Raw genomic sequence first — 17,462 nt, forward strand, 5'->3', positions numbered from 1 at the left:
TTAGGTTAATTCTCAACAATATGCCGGTAGTTCGTGGTATTAATTGACCTAATCTGTTTTATTAGGAATGAGGCTTAATTTCTCTTCAGTAAACAAGAGTGATATTTTTACCCCCTGCCTCCATTCAATGTTTAATTCGCCTCCCAATTGTGCACTAAAACCATGAATCAAAGTCCTGCCCAAAGAACGACTTCGTGAAGGATCAAACCCCATGGGCAAACCTACCCCGTCGTCTTCAATGGTTAACTCATAGGTTAAGTCAGCTTTATGCAGCAGACATATTTTTACGGTACCTGAACGTTCTTCCGGAAAAGCATACTTAAATGAATTAGTAATGGCTTCATTAATAATTAACCCTAAAGGAACAGCCACATTCATATCCAGGTCGATGGCTTCGATAAACAGTTTGAAACTAAGCCGCCGGGAAAGAGAATAGGTGTCCTGCAGGTAAGCCACTACTTCTTCTACATAGGGTTGGATGGGGATACGTGCTAATCCTTCTGTCTGATACAGTTTCTGATGTATGAGTGCAATGGCCTGCACCCGGTTCTGACTATCTTTAATCGCAGACAGGGCAGCTTTATCTTTGAGGGTAGCTATCTGAGAATTCAGCAGGCTCATCACAATCTGCAAATTGTTTTTAACCCGGTGGTGGATTTCTTTCAGTAATCGTTCTTTCTCGTCCAATAACTTTTCTAATGCCTGATTATTCTCTTGAATCTGTTGCTGTTGCTCTTTTAGAATTAAAAGACATATACTTCATTTTTATGAATTGAACTTATTTTCTCATCAGAAAATACCAAGGATATTTTTACTCCTTGGTTACTTTCTATTAATAATTCCCCGCCAAGTTGTGCACTGAATCCATGAATCAGGGTCATACCCAATGAACGGCTATGTGCAGGATTAAACCCATCAGGTAAACCTACGCCATCATCTTCAATCGTTAACTCATAGATTGTATCAGATTTTTGCAATAGACTTATAAAGATAGTACCAGAGTTTTTTCCCGAAAAGGCATACTTGAATGCATTGGTAATCGCTTCATTGATAATTAAACCTAATGGGACCGCCCTATTCACATCCAGTTCTATCTGTCCGATAAAAAGTTTGAAATCATCTTTAAAAGAAAGATGATACGAGTCTTGAAGGTAAACTACTAATTCTTCTACGTAGGCTTTCATTGGAATTCTGGCTACCCCATCTGCCTGATATAGCTTCTGATGAATGAGAGCCATAGCCTGAACCCGGTTCTGGCTATCTTGGATGGCAGACATCGCGACTTTATCCTTCAGGGAAGCTACCTGGGAATTAAGCAGACTCATAACAATTTGTAAGTTGTTTTTCACCCGATGGTGAATTTCTTTGAGCAATCGCTCCTTCTCATCTAAGTGCAGTACCAGTTCCTCGTTCTTCTCTTGTATTTGTCGCTGTTGTTTCTTAAGAGATTCCTGTTGGGATTTAAGTTCTTTGTGTTGCTCTTGTAGTTTTCGTTGTTGCTCTTTTAAAAGGCTATTGTTTTGTTGCTTTAGCCGGTACCTGTTGTAAATTACGCCCAGCAATAACAGGAGTAGAGTAGCCCCGCCGATGATTCCATTTCGAATGAGCAATGCTTTGTTTATTTTCTCTTCCTGAAGTTGCTTTTCCTGTGTTAAGGTTAAAATGTTTTGCTCTTTAAATTTTAAATCCTGCTCGATCTTTTCGGTCTCATACTGTACCTGATAGGCAATGATCTGGTTGCTTTTGCGCTCATTGAACACCGAATCCTGCAGGATTTTATATTTCTGATAATTCGAAATAGCCGAAGAGAGATTGCCTTGCAGGGAATCCAGCTTAAAGGCTTGGAGATGCAGATTACTTAATTTAATAAGATCAGGCTGCTTGTTAAGCATTTGGAAGTGTTCATTCAAGTGTGAGGATGCTTTCTTGAGCTGCCCGGTTGCTAAATATAAGGTGGTTAGGTTAGCATGAAATAGCATAATTTCATCATTAATATTATAGAAATTAGTCCATCCTGCTTTACCTTTTACACTACTTGCTTTCGCTAATCCCTTTTTTAAATGCTTTTCTGCCTGTGCGTAATCCTGTAAGCCCATAAACGCCTTTCCTAAGCACAGAGCCGCTACTATTTCTTCAAGCAATACATTGGGAGGATTGTTTTCCAAAAAATTTTTAATGAGCGTTAAAGCTTCCTGCGGTCTCTTTAATGCAATCAAAGACTGGCTCATTTTTCTAATATTGATTAACCGAAATTGGAACCTTTCATTATCGGGTTCTCTTGACAGCTTGGTTAATACGGTTCTGTGCACTTCTAATGCCTCAGCATGCTGATTCAGATCCAGGTATATTTGACCGATAAGGCTGTAGAACTTGTCCAGATTTAATGTATCGGCAGTTGCCCGGGCATTTCGGATAGCATCGAGCCCATAAGGCAGGGCCAGCTCGTAATTCCCCATACGGGCATATACCTGGCCTAACAGTTCATAGGTGTAATGCAGGTCCTGTGATCCGATTGATTTCTGAATGCGTAGGACTTCCAGCAGTTCTCTTAATGATTGGGCATAGTCTCCCTGGTACTGGTGCATATTGGCAATCCATCGTAGTATAAATGCTTCTCTTTCTTTATTGCCTAGCTGCCTGTATAGGGCGAGTGCCTTTCTGTAATGGGTTATCCTATCCGTTACAGGTTCTTCAGACCTAGTGTAGCTACTCCCCAAAACAAACCATAGTCCTGCTTGTATGCTAAGGTCTTTTACCTTTTCAATAGCTACTATGGCTTTTTTTTGATAGTGCTTCTTCATGAGAAAATCACCCCGCTCATTGTTGATGTGAGCCATCATGATTAAACTTCTCGCATGGCCAAGGCTGTCTTTAAGCTGTATCTGCAGGCTAAGAGCACTTTGTGCATAATATTCCGCCGAGTCCAGATCTTCCGGGAATTCATAGGGTTTTTGAAGGTAGTAGCGCCCAGTCCACTGCAGTACATCCGCTTTATTTTTATCAGGCTTCATCTTTTCAAGCAATGCCTGTAACTGCCCTATTTTTTGGCTTTGGAGATATACCCGTGCAAACATCTTCTGACTTCCTTCAAATCCCTGGCTATATGCAAGTGTCCGGCTTAAATCTTCAGCTTTGGTAGCATAGTCAAAAGCAGATTCCAAATTCTCTTTATATTTTCCAGGCTTATTTAAAAGATGATTTCCCAACTTCAGGTAGAGTTTTACCCGGTTGCTATCCGGCTTGCTTTGCGAGAGTAGCCAATACAGATCTTCAGCTTCGCTTCGAGGGATTTGTTTTGATTGCAGGATAAAGGGCATTAGCAACAAACATAGGTATAAAAGCAAGCACTGACGGTAACTCATAACAAGATAGTTTAGCAATCAGAAGACCAAAAGGTCAATCAAGAAGAAACCGAATGAACGTTATCTGAAGACAGAAAAACCAAAAGTGTAATCTCTGTGGCTTTTTACACTCCGGCTTAATCATTGGCTTGGAAATAAAATCAATTGGTAAATGTTCAATATAGTATATGGCCATACTGTCAGTGAATTATTGGATTAGTTGTTTGTTGATTCAGGCCAGCTTTCAAACTACATCTCCCGCATCGCCACTTTTTTGGAGAACATTGCTTGGTTCTTCAAGAGTAATAGATTGAGGAATGCGCAATGCTCGGGAAGTGAAGAAGGAATGACAATGGCCGTTAAGTCCTTTGATGACCCATAATCAATCTGCAGAGGGGAAAAGATTCAAGTAATTTCTAATCCCGTTAAGCAATTTAGCAATAATCCAGCTTGAGTCTAAAAAAAGCAGCCCTGATTTAAAGAATATTCCATGGGAAATGTATGCGAAATGGAAATAATAGTTTCAGCAAATCCATGGCTGTACATTAGCACTTCACTTTGATTATACCTTGCTTCCATTAGTGTTCGACTAGTAAATATAGAAGCCAACAATATTTTTTCCTAGGTAAAATCACCTTGTTTTCAAGAGCAAATATTAGAGCTATATACACGAGAAGTCCATTAATATGGAGTTTCCTCCAAAAAAAACTCTATCATATTGGAGCCAAAGGCTAGTGAAAGTTGAAAATGATAAATAATGAGCATCTCACAAAGTATTAGTTTTTAGTTAGTTGAAGGTGTCTTTCTCAGCTGCGGCAACAACCTTATTGTCTGGCACTTTTTTTATTCCATAAACCAGAAATACATAATGTTGGCTTCAGTAATCTAATCCTGTTCTGGAAGGATTAGCCTGCAGTATGCCGTTAATCCATACAAAGAAAAATATATGTCTCAAGCGTTTTGGTTATTTGGCACCCACTTAAGTATTCTAGCAGATGAGCACCAGACAAATTCAGCATACGATCTGATCGAAGGGCAGTTTCCGGCAAACATGGAAACTCCTTTGCATATGCATACGAAATATGCGGAACAGATTTATGTGCTGGAAGGTGAATTTACCGTCTATATGAACAAAGAGAAAATCACCCTCACACCAGGCGAACATCTTTTTATTCTTCCCAATACGCCTCATGTGGTAGCGGCTTCCAGTAGTAAAGTAAACCGTGCCCTTACCGTTGCCTCTCCCAGTGGATTTGCAAAGTTGATCCGAAGTGTGGGGATTTCCGGTGAAGATGCCACCCAACCACCAGACACACCTAACGATATGGGATTGTTTATAGAGCTTTCTAAAGAAACCGGTGATGTGATTTTGGGTTCGCCGGGCGCCAGACCTTAGCTTCGCAAATCAAGTCATAGCTCTGCTTAATGTACCGAAAATCCTATTCATAATGACTTAGTCGGATTTTTCTGACTAAAAGTTCTGTCGAAACAGCTTTATATCTAATACAAGCATGCATAACTCCCATTTTATCACCAATATTGAAGAAGGTTTTTGAATATACATTATAATTAATATCCGGAATCCAGGTTGTATAGTTTTTTTCTACTTTCAAACAAGAAGTGGCACCGCCTGATAAATGGCTTTCAACATTATTCAAATTAACTCCCACTTTTACTCAATTAAACTTTATAAGGCCTAATTCCTTAATTATGACAGTAGTGCACCATGTAGTAAAACCTCCAACATTGTAGAGGACAATAGCATTAATCTCCATTTCCTTGGAGTCTAAGTGTGGCCTTAGTAATCTATACTTTAGATTTTTAAAAAAAAAGCCGCTCTTATAGTATTTAAAGGCCGTTTCGTGTCTTTTTAATTCCTTTTACACTTAATGGTACAGCACTTGAAACGGATTGTCTGACAGTCTGTCTCAAAAATATAGCACGACACTTAAATTCTAAATTCTGAAGATTAAGAACGAACTAAACACTGAATTAATCCTACAGGAAATCATTTTATCTGTGAAAGGCTATTATTAAAAAAATAATGATCGGAAAAGCACTTTAGTATGGTGGGAAAATGAAGTTTTGTGAACAATTAATAGGAGCCACTTGAGTGATTTTTTCTACTGATTTACTGGCAATTGAACCTTGTTTTAAAAAAAAGAGGGGTAAATGCTGAATAATTATAAAAGTAGATATTTTAGTTGTTGTTTTATAAAATTTAAAATATAAAGAGAATCAAAGGGGTTTTATAATAAGTTTTATACGATGGAAAGTTTTAGATATGTTAAGGAGTTGGTATTGGAAAAATTGCCATATGAAGTTATCTGGTTAAACTCATCGGGTAATTTGGTCTATGCCAATGAGAAGTTTTGTAGAGTAATGGGATATAGTAAAGCTGAAGTAACAACACTTTCTATTAGAGATATTAACATTACTGTGACTTCTGAAAGTTGGGATAGTCACTGGGATGAAGTAGTTCGAAATGGATGCGTTAATTTTCCCGTAATTCACAAAACAAAATCCGGTAAATTTTATAATTTAGAAATTTTTGCTCAACTAATTTCGTATAACAACGAGGAATTTATTTGCGGTGTGGGTAGTGAAATAACTGAAGCTAGTTTTTATAAAAATGTAATTGATAATACAAAGGATATCGGAAGTGTTGGAGGTTGGGAGCTTAATTTGCAAGATGGCTCAATTATAGTCACCTCTTGTGCATTAAATATTTTTCATACGTTGGATTCCAATGATTTTTTACCTTCTAATATCAAACATCAATTCGACGATAGGCAAAAAGTTGATGATCTTTTTACACAGTTGATTGAAAATGGGATTGCTTTCGATGAAATATTTGAAACTAAGGAATCGCCCCCCAGGTATATCAGGGCTATTGCAAAACCTATCCTGAAAGGGCATGAGGTTTTTAAAATCTCAGGAGTTTATCAGGATATCACGGAGATTAAGCAAAAAGAAAATGATCTGACGCTCTATAAAACCATCATTGACAATGCACAGGATCTGATTTATGTCTATAACGATAAAGCGGACTTGTTGCATTACAGCGAATCATTGGTTGAAAAACTGGGGTTTACCAAACAGGAACTGGATCGGCTTAATATGTTTGAGATAGACCCCTCTCTTACACCGGGATTTTGGAAAGGACATTTTAAGGAACTAAGGGAAAAAGGATCACACCGTTTGGAATGGATAATTACCAGGAAAGACGGAACGAAGTTCCCGGCGGATATCACGGCAAGCCATTTAAAGTATTATGGTGAGGATTTTAGCTGCGCCGTTGTAAGGGATATTACGGCAAGAAAGAAACATGATCTGGAATTATATGAAGCCTTGGAGGAAATCAAGTCGCTAAAAGAGCGCCTTGAAAATGAGAATGAATATTTACAGGAGGAGATCAGTAAGAATTTTAACTATAATAATATTTTATACAGCAGTGCTTCCTATAAAAAAGTGCTGACACAGGTTGACCAGGTGGCCGCTACGGATACCACGGTGCTGATCACAGGTGAATCCGGGACAGGGAAGGAATTGCTTGCAAGTGCCATACATAGCAATAGTAGAAGGAAAAACCGTCCTCTGATTAAAATCAATTGTGCGACACTACCCAAGGAGCTGATGGAAAGTGAGTTGTTTGGCCATAAAAAGGGCGCGTTTACAGGTGCGATGGCCAATAAGATGGGGAAGTTTTCCCTAGCGGATGGGGGGACGATCTTTCTTGATGAGATAGGGGAGTTGCCAGTGGATCTTCAGCCCAAGCTACTCCGGGTTTTGCAGGAAGGAGAATTTGATGAACTGGGCGGCACGAAGACCATCAAGGTTGATGTGCGGATTATTGCGGCAACCAACCGCGATTTAAAGGAAATGATGCGTGAGGGTCTTTTTAGAGAGGACCTTTATTATCGCTTGAATGTTTTTCCCATCTACAATATTCCCTTACGTGCCAGAAAAGACGATATACCTTTGTTGGCCCAATATTTTTTGGAGAAATATTCGGCGAAAGCGGGCAAATCTTTTAAGCGTTTGGCGACAAAAACAATTGAGTGTCTGATGAATTATAATTTCCCGGGGAACATCAGGGAACTGGAAAATTTGATCGAGCGTGCCGTTATCGTGGAGAATGGCTCAACGCTGGGCCCGGGGAACTGGATCCCTAAAAATGAGATTTCAGCGTTTAAAACTGATTTTCAGCCCTTTGAGGAGAAGCAGAGGGAATACATCATTGAAGTGCTCGAACATACCAATTGGCGGATCAGCGGGCCTAACGGGGCCGCTGCGATTTTGGAGATGAAAGACAAGACCTTGTTTGCTAAAATGAAGCGATTGGGTATAGAGAAGCAAGTTGGTCTGAAATCTTTAAGCAATCATAGAAATAACTAGGAGATGGTAATTAAACCAATGGATCTCCCCTTAATTATTTAGCGGATAACATAAATTGTAGTTAGTTTGAACTTAATAAAACTGTCCAACTAAGGGCATTCAATTTGAGATCTTGACTTATTTTTCGCTCTTATTTGGGTATATTACCACTAATTTTGTGATAGTATCTGTTTTTAATGCAAGCGGTTTTTCATCAGGTGCAAGCTTTTTGACGACAATAGGTCTTTATCCATGTACCAGAAAATTCCAAAACCGGGAATTTCTAAGCAGCCTCAGCCATGCCATCTTCTACGTTGGCCACATTCGAGGTATAAGCATTCATCTTCTTGGCCGTCTTGAACCTGCCGGTAGGGCCTGCCTCCCGGAGGGCAGGCAGGCCTGGCTTACCTGAGACTTTTTCAGCAAGCCCTAAATCACTACGCCTATTACAGTGTTTGTGATTTTCTTGTTTTTCAATTTTTCAACAAGAGTGTTTCTCTTTGTTTTAAGGTTAATAGCTATATCTAGTAATAAATCAATTATAACTTTTAAAGGAATTTCCTAAATAATGGAAAACTCCTAAATGGTAGAATTTATTAAATAATTAATAAGTATTTAAAATGCTGATAATCAGATAGTAATGATTGTGGCATAACGATTGTAAATTATTTATTCAATAGACTAAAATAAATATATTTTCATTGAAAATTGATTGCTGCCTGTCTCTTTTAGAAAATGTTACAGGAAATGTAACAACTACTTGATTTATACATGTTCTGGTTTGATTAGAAGATCTCTGCATATTTCCAGGGTATGGTTATGAGTGAATAAATATCTGAATCAGATGTTTGTTTATCATAAGTGTTTAAATAAAATAACTAGGGGTATTCAGCTATTTATAGAAATATATTAGCACTCTTGAACTCCCATATTTTGATTGCCACAAGAGGTAGTGGATATATCATAAAAGGCACAAACAATTAATCCAAAATTCAACAAATATTATAAAAGAAAAGGTAAAATTCATTAACCAATTAACCTGCATTTATAGGTTTATAACTAAAAATAATATCGATATGCTTAATAAACTATTTTCAATCCGCCCTTCCGTGAGATGGCTGTTATTTGCCTTTAAATCTATAACGCTGCTTTGGATGTATTCCCCAGTGATTGCACAGCAACGCGATATTCCTGTGGAAGTGTTTGCGGGAAATCGTGCCTTTGCCCACCAGATGTATATGACAAAGTACATGGATTCAACCAGCCGATTTGGTTATTTCGGATATCTTAGATATGAAACTCCATACTCTGATCGGCAGAAAAGCAGTTTCCTCGGCCAGTCATTATTCTTTTATGATGTAGCAGAAGGAGTTAGCGCTGGAGGGGGTGGTTATATTACAAACGCTGGATTTGTGCCCCAGCTCGCATTGGCATATGGCCGTGATATTGGAGATCTTTACTTTTTGGTTTTTGGCTCCTTTGAGCCTATTAAATCGCCCAATAGCGAAATCTGGATGCTCATCACTTACAGCCCCCCATTGAATGAGAGTGGAAGCTGGAGATTATTTACCCAATTCATGGGGTCTTATAATTTTAACTATAAAAATAATCTTCGTTACAATTTCGCAAATCAATACCTACGGCTGGGGCTAGATTATAATGATTGGCAATTCGGTTTGGCTACTGATTTGATCCAGGAAAATCCCGGCGGATTGCTGCCCACAAACACAGGTTTGTTTTTAAGGCGATTGCTGTGATTAGAATTCAATATCCACATTGTGGAATGACGTTACCGGACTACCGTTGCCTAAAAGCCATTATCCATAGACTTGGCTTATTTGTTCCGCTGTGTTTTATAGCAAAGCGTAAAACTGATCGCTCTGTCTGATTATTCAATAGAAAAGTATGATTTTAGTATATTCACTCACCGTCAATCCTGCAAGTAACTTATGTATGTAAAACGATATTTGTCCCCCCTCATAGTTTACTATTACTCATGGCGAATGGTCTTATTTTCGCTTATTACGAGTCTTATAGCTATTTTTGCCTATTCATATTTAAGTTGGAGATGGGTGGCAATTCCTTGGTTGCCAGTGTCTTTGGTCGGAACGGCAACAGCTTTTTTTGTTGGTTTTAAAAATAATCAATCCTATGATCGGAGTTGGGAAGCACGTAAGATATGGGGTAGTATAACCAACCATAGCAGATCATTTGGCGCAGCACTGAAGGCTTATTACTTTGAGAACGATCTCGTAGGCAATGATTTGGATGAAAACATCCGGGTTATCATTTACAGGCATATTGCCTGGCTGTATGCTTTGAAAAATGCCATGTGGCAGCGCACAAGCTGGGAACATAAAGATCGCGCAAGTAAGAGGCAGCGCAACACCCTGCAAAGTTCACAACCCCCATGCCAGGTTGATATCGAAAAGTATCTGCTAGATAACGAGCTTATTGCGCTGAGAGGCAAGAAAAATCTATCTACACAAATTTTAGATAAACAGTCGCAGCATCTTGCCAGATTGCGGCAGGCGGGTAGGCTGGATACTTTTCAGCACATAGCCTTACAAAACTTAATCAGCAACCTATATGACGAACAAGGAAAGAGCGAGCGGATTAAAAACACACCCTTTCCGCGTCAGTATGCTACAACTTCAAACCTATTTATATTCGTCTTCATGACATTACTTCCTTTTGGATTGCTGCCACAGTTTGTCGAGCTTGGAGAGCAGTACATGCTGCTGATGATTCCTTTGAATATGATCGTTTCTTGGGTTTTTATGTTCATGGAGTATGTAGGTGACATAAGTGAAAATCCATTTGAAGGACTGCTAAACGATATACCCGTTGGAACCATAGTGCGCAACATCGAAATTGATTTAATCGAAATGCTAGATGATGAGCAGGTTCCGGAAAAAATCCAGCCAATTTTTGGTGCGCTGTTCTGAAAGTTAATTCCACCCCTCCCCAATTTTCTCTTCAACTTTTATCGTGGTAAGTTCGATGAAGTGCAGTGTGTCCCAGGTCTCATAGCAAACAAAATCCACATCAAGATCAATGTTTGATTGACGGAGGATATTCTGTACAATGTATAGAGAGGAAATAAAACTTCTTAAATATGAGAAATTTATTATATAATAGAAGATGTTTATTGTAGAACATAATTTATTCTATTGATTATCAGCAGATTATAAACTTGGCACTATTCTCGTAAGAATGCTTGTAAATAATAGGGCATAAATACGCTATTAAGACAAAAAGAATGTACAGTTTGAATTTTCTTATTAAATCAATCGTATTAATAGCTTGTGGTTTATTTCAATTCGAGCATATGGTTTTGTGAATATGTACACAGATGATTTGTTTTCTTTATTTTACAAATTTATATCGAATTTCTTTTAATAATTATTGTATAATTACCGCCTGTATTCAAGCAAGTAATTGTTCAAAATTGGAAAATTATGAAGCGTAATCCGTAGTTTATACTTGATGGGCTAGTTATTATTTCATGCTATTAAATAATCAATTATGAAATAATCAAATATTATCATAGAAGCTGTTTTCCTTAATGTGGGAAAATCGATTATAAACAATAGGTCTCTGCATCTACAGAGGTGTGGTTATATATTGTACTAGATCAATCTGACCTATAAAAATCAAAAATAAACACATGAAAACAATTATTGTAGCACAACCTGGAGATGTGAATCAACTGATTTACACTGAACTTGAAAAGCCGACAGCTTCTGCCGATGAAGTATTGATCAAAGTGAAATCGGTTAGTATTAATCCGGTAGATATAAAAACCCGTAGGGGTAATGGCGTATATGGCCGGATAAAAGCAGAAAGTCCACTGATCCTTGGATGGGACATTGCAGGTGTGGTAGAAAATGTGGGCGCGGCGGTTTCCAAATTTAAAATAGGCGACGAAGTTTTCGGGATGGTGAATTTTCCCGGTCACGGTAAAGCGTATGCTGAATATGTCGTGGCATCAGAAAACCAATTGGCCCTTAAACCGGAGAATGTCTCATTTGAAGAAGCAGCTGCAAGTACATTAGCAGCCTTAACCGCTTGGCAAGCACTGGTTAAAAACGCAAAGGTAAAAGCTGGACAGAAAGTATTGGTACATGCAGCTGCTGGAGGGGTAGGCCATTTTGCTGTCCAGATTGGAAAATACCTAGGAGCTGAAGTTACTGGAACTTCGTCTGCCAAGAACAGAGATTTTGTTTTGAGTTTGGGGGCAGATACACATTTAGATTACCATAATTATGATTGGGAAAACCATCCGGAAGAGTTCGACTTTGTATTGGATACTATTGGAGGGGATAACATCGATCACTCTATTTTAGTTACTAAAAAAGGAGGAAGCGTAATCAGTATCCCAACCGGCTTAAACGAGACGGTTAGCGAAAAAGCGAAGGCGAAAGGTGTAAATGGGTATTTCTTTTTGGTGCAATCTGATGGTGAAGATATGAAACAAATTGCCTCACTATTGGAAAAAGGGCAATTAAAAGTTTCATTACAGCAGGTATTCCCATTCTCGGAGATGAAGCAGGCTCATCTACAGCTAGAAACAGGCAGAACAGTTGGTAAAATAACAGTGAATATTTAGTTTGTTAAATCCAAGTAATATGATAACTATAACGGCATTCATTCGGGCAAAAAATGATAGTGCAGATCTTGAAATATTAAATAATCTTTTTACCCGGCTTATAGATGAAACCCGAAAAGAGCCAGGTTGTCAAAAGTATGAGCTACATGAAGTTAAGGATCAGCCAGGACTCTATATTATGATGGAAGAATGGGTGTCAGAAGTAGCGCTTGAAAGCCATAATACTTCTGGACATTTTACGGATTTTGTAACTTCGGCCGAATCTTACTTTACTGCTCCCATTCAGGAATTCCTCTCCACGAAATTAATCTAAGAGTGATCTTCTTTACATCCGATTTTATCTGCTCGAAGTGAGGAAAAAGTGCTCTCATCAACTTATCTTTAGTGAAGGCTTTAATTTGGAGATCATTCGATAAAACAAGAGCCAGATAATATGAAATGGGGCCAGATGTGTTTGATAGTAGGCTCCGAGTATTGAAAACCGTCTTATTATCAAGTGTTTGTATGATTTCAACAAAAAGCAAGGTGTCGGGTTAAAATGACTATAACTATGCTGAAAATAGGTATTGCTGCGGATCACGCAGGATATTCACAGAAGGAGTTGCTTAAGAAAAAGCTAGAAGGGGAACAATACCAACTTATTGATTATGGAGCCTATGGAGTGGATCCTGATGATGATTATCCTGATGTTGTATCCCCATTGGCAAAAGCGCTTTCCAAGGGTGAAATCCAAAAAGGGATTGCTATATGTGGAAGTGGGGTTGGAGTCTCTATTGCCGCTAACAAGTTTAATGGGGTTCGTGCCGCTTTAATAACGGAAACCTATTCTGCCCATCAGGGAGTTGAACATGATGATATGAACATGCTATGCTTGGGAGCCCGCGTGATTGGCAGCGAACTGATTTTCGAAATTACCAAGACATTTTTGAAAGCTCAATTTGAAGACGAAGAGCGCTTTCGAAGAAGATTGAATAAGACATTAGCTTTAGAAAATAAGCACAAGAAACTGTAATTAGAAAAAGCATTGTTTTGTTAAAACGGTTTTACTAGTTTCTTAAGGTTTTTTTATTTTATTCTTGACGACGTACCTTGCTAAGGGACGTCTTTTTTTTCAAGGAAAGCACCTATATACAGGGGGTAACTTTTTTATCTAAGTAAGTATTCATTCACCTAGGCAACTTCTATAGCTTTTGAATAAATATATGCTTGTTCTATTTCTTTGCAGGATAGATTGATTCCTTTAAGATTCAAACGTCTTTTGGTTTATCAAAGCTTTTACTTAATTATTTTATTAAGTATGACAATGTGGTACTATTATATCAGGGAAATGGCCACTGACTTCTTTTCCGGTACCAAGACGTGAAACAGTGGAACCAAATTTCCAAGTCAAGTTGGTAATAAAACATTCAGAGTCTCAGTGAAAAGTAGCTATGATAATTGAATTGATAAAAGCTGTGGCACAGGAAATCCTATTTTAGCTTCCAACTCTAAGAAAATAGAATTTCTTAAATATGAGAAATTTATTATAAATTAGAATTTTTACCATCACTAAGAATGAGTTATTTTCTTGATTATCAGGCATTTAAAAACATGGCACGAAAATCGTTTTATAAGGTAGAAGATAATTAAATATAAATAGATTTATTATTATAGAACAGATTCAGTAGTCAGTATTTAATTTGGTTTTTCGCCATGCTGTTCAATCGTATTGAGGAACTGAAAGCTCTTGTAATTCCAGTGAATTTGTCTCTATGAATATTTAAATTGAGATAGGTAGAGAGAGTCATTTTATTAATATGTATATAGAACACACTTCAATATTTATTGTATAATTAATCCTGAATTAAATTTAATAATTAATCAAAGTTAAAAAACTATGAAGCACACTCCAAAGATCGGACTTGAAGGTTTACTTCGTCCTGAAGACAGTATTGTCGTACTAATTGATCACCAACCTTTTCAAGTTGCGAATTTGCATAGCCATGAGCCTACCATGATTATTAACAATACTGTGGGGCTTGCTAAAGCTACAAAAGTTTTTGATGTACCAACTATTCTTACTACCGTCACTGAAGAACGAGGAGGCTATATCCTTAAAGGGATTCAAGATGTATTCCCTGAGCAAAAGCCAATTAACAGAACCTTCATAAATACTTGGGAGGATCCAGCAGTTACAGATATAGTAAAGGAAACGGGTCGTAAGCAATTGATTTTAGCTGGGTTATGGACAGAGGTTTGTATTGCAATGCCAGCAATCCAAGCTTTAGCCGAAGGGTATGATGTGTTTGTAGTTACAGATGCATGTGGCTCTGTTTCGGCAGAAGCACATGATATGGCAGTGCGTCGAATGGTTCAGGTGGGTGTCGTGCCGATCAATTGGTTGGCTGTGGTTTCTGAATGGCAACGTGATTGGGCTCGTCTGGAGACGGCATCTCAATTGGGGCCGATTCTGTTTGATCACGGTGGCGGAAGCGGTGTTGCTCTATCTTGGGAACTACAGTTGCTTGCAACAACACCTCCAAAACAATAATAGTCAGTTTTGGAATTGGCAGTATATGATGCCAAAAGCTGTTTTGTGATTTTTTGCAGCTTTTGGTTATCCTTTAAAGACCTTTATAAAATAGTTAATATAATAATTAGCGTATATGAAATCGAGCCTGCCTGAGGCAGACAGGCATGTCGGAGACAACTCGCACTGGGGTGAATATAATGCATGTGACCCGTCGGTAGGCAGGGATTCCCTGTCCGACGGCAGGCAGATACGACAGCTAAAAAACAATAATAAACATATGAATAATGACCTATCCCTTCTCATGGAAGAAAATCTGGCTCAGGTTTGGAGCCAAAGAGATCCTTTAGCCAGAATGCAATCCATCCAAACTATCTATACTGTTGATAGCACTTTATATCATGTAGGGCATAAAACAACAGGGCATGAGTCAATCAATGGAAGTGTGAATAGCGTGCTGGACAATATGCCTTCGGAGTTTTCCTTTTTTAAACTTAAACCAGTTGTTATTAATAATGACATGGGCAGGCTGATCTGGGGCGTGGGATCAAGCAAAGAATCGATTGTGGCAACAGGAATGGACATCGCTGTGTTTAAAGATGGTAAAATAGAATCATTATATGTGTTTCTTGATTAAAGCATCAAATTATTAATAGACGTCTTTTAAAAGTAACATATACTGCATAAGCCTTTCATAACAAACCTTATGTGATTAGAGATGAGACTAAATGAAATCATGAAAAAACTAATCGTTATTATAACAGCTATTTTATTTGCTATAAATGTTCACGCACAATCTGGTGACCAATTAATAGGTGCCGATTTGATTGTATTCAATGCAAATATTAGCACCGGAAGTCTGACCAAGCCCGAAGCTTCAGCATTGGCTGTAAAAAGAGGTAGAATTTATGCCGTAGGCGCTGATGCCGAGATACTAGAGTTGAAAGACAACAATACCAAACTCATCGATGCAGATGGCCGACGCCTGATACCCGGTATTAATGATGCCCATACACATATTCTAAATGAAAGGAGCTATAACTACAACGTCAGATGGGAAGGTGTGCCAACATTGGCCCGTGCATTGGAAATGTTGAGTGAGCAGGCAAAGCGCACTCCTGAAGGACATTGGGTGAAAGTGATTGGAGGCTGGTCGCCGTACCAGTTTGAAGAAAACAGATTGCCCACCATCGAGGAAATCAAGAAAGCAGTTCCAGACAGACCTGTAATTGTACAGTATGCTTATAACCGTGCCTATTTAAATGAATTGGCCATGGAAGCTTTTGGAGTGGGGACTGATCGCTTTCCGGCTTCACCGGATACGGTATTCGAAAAGGACGAAAATGGCAATTACACGGGGTTGGTGCATGCCTATACATTTACATTCGCTTCACTTGAACTGATGGTGCCACAACCTTCAGAAGAAGAGCAGCTTAGTTCAATTGCCAATGCTATAAATGACATGAACCGTTTCGGAGTTACCACGGCCGTTGATGCAGCCAGTATTTATGGTTACCCGCATGGACATGTGCAAATACAGCAGCTGGCAAAGGAAAACCGCCTGAATATTCGTATGCCGTTTATTGACCTTCAGTTTGGTGACACCAACAGTGCCAGTTTGGTGGATGCGGAAATTAACACCGTAACAAGAACATCTCCCATCAGCCCAGGAGAAAACCTACATCCAACTATGGCACATGGCCATGAATATGAAGGTACAGGTGAAATACTCAGGTTAGAAATACATGACCACGAAAATTTTGACAGACCAGCAGTAATTATCGATGAGGAAATTATGCACAGGTATATCCGTCAGGATATTACCAAGCTTATTGAGAATGGAATTCCCTTTCGATTGCATATTAGTTACAATGAAAACATCACAACTTTTCTAGACGCTTTAGAAGCTATAAATGATAAGACACCATTAGACGGCTTGCGCTGGAGCATTGAACATGCTGAAACGATTTCCCCTGAGAATATTGCCAGAGTAAAAGAACTGGGGGGAGGAATTGCTTTGGATATGAAAATGGCGATGCATGGTGACGGATTTATAAAGACTTATAGTGTGGAGAAGGCACTTGAAACCCCAAGATTACGACAGTTGGTTGACAGTGGGATTCCTCTTGCTATCACTACAGACGCATTTAGAGCTTCATCCTATAACCCATGGATTGGCATTAGTTGGATGATTACCGGAAAGTCAGTGTCAGGTTCTGAAATACTTGCAAAAAATAACCGCCTAACAAGAGAGGAAGCGCTGAAATTAGTTACAGTCGGACCTACTTGGTTTGAGAACCAAGAAGGTGAAATGGGCAAAATCATTCCGGGGCATTTTGCGGATTTCACATTGCTTAATAAAGATTACTTTACCATCCCTGATGAAGAGATAAAAACCATCTCATCCGTATTAACTGTAGTTAATGGAAGGGTGGTTTATGGTGCTGAAGAATACAGTGAGCTGTCTCCCAAATTGCCTGAAACACTTCCTGAATGGTCAGCAGTAAAACATTTCGGAGGTTATTACAATATGAAATACTAAACGATATAAACTAGATAGTATTTAAGAAATTCAAATACTACTAATAAAAACATGAAATCGAGCCTGCCGGCAGGTGTGGTC

General features: G+C 38.6%; 12 protein-coding genes. 10 read left to right on the top strand and 2 right to left on the bottom strand.

What is annotated here, in order from left to right; genetic code table 11:
- Positions 1 to 48: 48 nt before the first annotated feature.
- Both LZF95_RS05815 and LZF95_RS05820 read right to left on the bottom strand, forming a co-directional pair.
- On the bottom strand, positions 49 to 687 hold the full coding sequence (locus tag LZF95_RS05815) for a sensor histidine kinase (protein ID WP_233754037.1): 639 nt from the start codon (positions 685 to 687) through the stop codon (positions 49 to 51).
- A gap of 56 nt (positions 688 to 743) precedes the next feature.
- Positions 744 to 3,317 (bottom strand): histidine kinase dimerization/phosphoacceptor domain -containing protein, encoded by a 2,574-nt coding sequence (locus tag LZF95_RS05820; protein WP_233754038.1) that lies wholly within the window; start codon positions 3,315 to 3,317, stop codon positions 744 to 746.
- 970 nt (positions 3,318 to 4,287) lie between these two features.
- Here LZF95_RS05820 and LZF95_RS05825 point away from each other — a divergent pair.
- From LZF95_RS05825 to LZF95_RS05870, 10 genes are all read left to right on the top strand, one after another.
- The gene (locus LZF95_RS05825) at positions 4,288 to 4,737 is read left to right on the top strand and encodes a cupin domain-containing protein (RefSeq protein WP_233754039.1); all 450 of its coding nucleotides are present in this window, start codon (positions 4,288 to 4,290) and stop codon (positions 4,735 to 4,737) included.
- Between the two features lie 872 nt (positions 4,738 to 5,609).
- Positions 5,610 to 7,739 carry a sigma 54-interacting transcriptional regulator gene (locus LZF95_RS05830; protein ID WP_233754040.1) on the top strand — a complete coding sequence of 710 codons (2,130 nt, stop codon included), beginning with the start codon at positions 5,610 to 5,612 and terminating at the stop codon, positions 7,737 to 7,739.
- Between the two features lie 1,055 nt (positions 7,740 to 8,794).
- A complete protein-coding gene (locus LZF95_RS05835) occupies positions 8,795 to 9,475 on the top strand; it encodes a hypothetical protein (RefSeq protein ID WP_233754041.1) in 681 nt (226 codons plus the stop codon).
- 246 nt (positions 9,476 to 9,721) lie between these two features.
- Entirely contained in the window at positions 9,722 to 10,666 is a 945-nt protein-coding gene (locus tag LZF95_RS05840) for a bestrophin family protein (protein WP_233754042.1), read from the top strand.
- Between the two features lie 722 nt (positions 10,667 to 11,388).
- Positions 11,389 to 12,330 (top strand): NADP-dependent oxidoreductase, encoded by a 942-nt coding sequence (locus LZF95_RS05845; RefSeq protein ID WP_233754043.1) that lies wholly within the window; start codon positions 11,389 to 11,391, stop codon positions 12,328 to 12,330.
- 19 nt (positions 12,331 to 12,349) lie between these two features.
- Positions 12,350 to 12,643 (top strand): putative quinol monooxygenase, encoded by a 294-nt coding sequence (locus LZF95_RS05850; protein WP_233754044.1) that lies wholly within the window; start codon positions 12,350 to 12,352, stop codon positions 12,641 to 12,643.
- Positions 12,644 to 12,880: 237 nt separating this feature from the next.
- Positions 12,881 to 13,342: an RpiB/LacA/LacB family sugar-phosphate isomerase gene (locus tag LZF95_RS05855; RefSeq protein WP_233754045.1), complete on the top strand. Its 462-nt coding sequence runs from the start codon at positions 12,881 to 12,883 to the stop codon at positions 13,340 to 13,342.
- A gap of 864 nt (positions 13,343 to 14,206) precedes the next feature.
- Entirely contained in the window at positions 14,207 to 14,860 is a 654-nt protein-coding gene (locus tag LZF95_RS05860) for a hydrolase (RefSeq protein ID WP_233754046.1), read from the top strand.
- Between the two features lie 115 nt (positions 14,861 to 14,975).
- Entirely contained in the window at positions 14,976 to 15,476 is a 501-nt protein-coding gene (locus LZF95_RS05865; RefSeq protein WP_233754047.1) for a hypothetical protein, read from the top strand.
- 99 nt (positions 15,477 to 15,575) lie between these two features.
- Positions 15,576 to 17,381, top strand: coding sequence for an amidohydrolase (locus LZF95_RS05870; protein WP_233754048.1), 1,806 nt, complete (start codon positions 15,576 to 15,578; stop codon positions 17,379 to 17,381).
- Positions 17,382 to 17,462 lie beyond the last annotated feature (81 nt).

Source organism: Algoriphagus sp. AGSA1 (assembly GCF_021390545.1).
GTDB lineage: Bacteria > Bacteroidota > Bacteroidia > Cytophagales > Cyclobacteriaceae > Algoriphagus.

What these genes read in the sequence shown, in the direction of transcription:
- LZF95_RS05835 (WP_233754041.1), top strand. Translation starts at nt 8,795, where the DNA reads ATGCTTAATAAACTATTTTCAATCCGCCCTTCCGTGAGATGGCTGTTA.
- LZF95_RS05850 (WP_233754044.1), top strand. Translation starts at nt 12,350, where the DNA reads ATGATAACTATAACGGCATTCATTCGGGCAAAAAATGATAGTGCAGAT.
- LZF95_RS05845 (WP_233754043.1), top strand. Translation starts at nt 11,389, where the DNA reads ATGAAAACAATTATTGTAGCACAACCTGGAGATGTGAATCAACTGATT.
- LZF95_RS05825 (WP_233754039.1), top strand. Translation starts at nt 4,288, where the DNA reads ATGTCTCAAGCGTTTTGGTTATTTGGCACCCACTTAAGTATTCTAGCA.
- LZF95_RS05820 (WP_233754038.1), bottom strand. Translation starts at nt 3,317, where the DNA reads ATGCCCTTTATCCTGCAATCAAAACAAATCCCTCGAAGCGAAGCTGAA.
- LZF95_RS05860 (WP_233754046.1), top strand. Translation starts at nt 14,207, where the DNA reads ATGAAGCACACTCCAAAGATCGGACTTGAAGGTTTACTTCGTCCTGAA.
- LZF95_RS05870 (WP_233754048.1), top strand. Translation starts at nt 15,576, where the DNA reads ATGAAAAAACTAATCGTTATTATAACAGCTATTTTATTTGCTATAAAT.
- LZF95_RS05855 (WP_233754045.1), top strand. Translation starts at nt 12,881, where the DNA reads ATGCTGAAAATAGGTATTGCTGCGGATCACGCAGGATATTCACAGAAG.
- LZF95_RS05830 (WP_233754040.1), top strand. Translation starts at nt 5,610, where the DNA reads ATGGAAAGTTTTAGATATGTTAAGGAGTTGGTATTGGAAAAATTGCCA.
- LZF95_RS05865 (WP_233754047.1), top strand. Translation starts at nt 14,976, where the DNA reads ATGAAATCGAGCCTGCCTGAGGCAGACAGGCATGTCGGAGACAACTCG.
- LZF95_RS05840 (WP_233754042.1), top strand. Translation starts at nt 9,722, where the DNA reads ATGGTCTTATTTTCGCTTATTACGAGTCTTATAGCTATTTTTGCCTAT.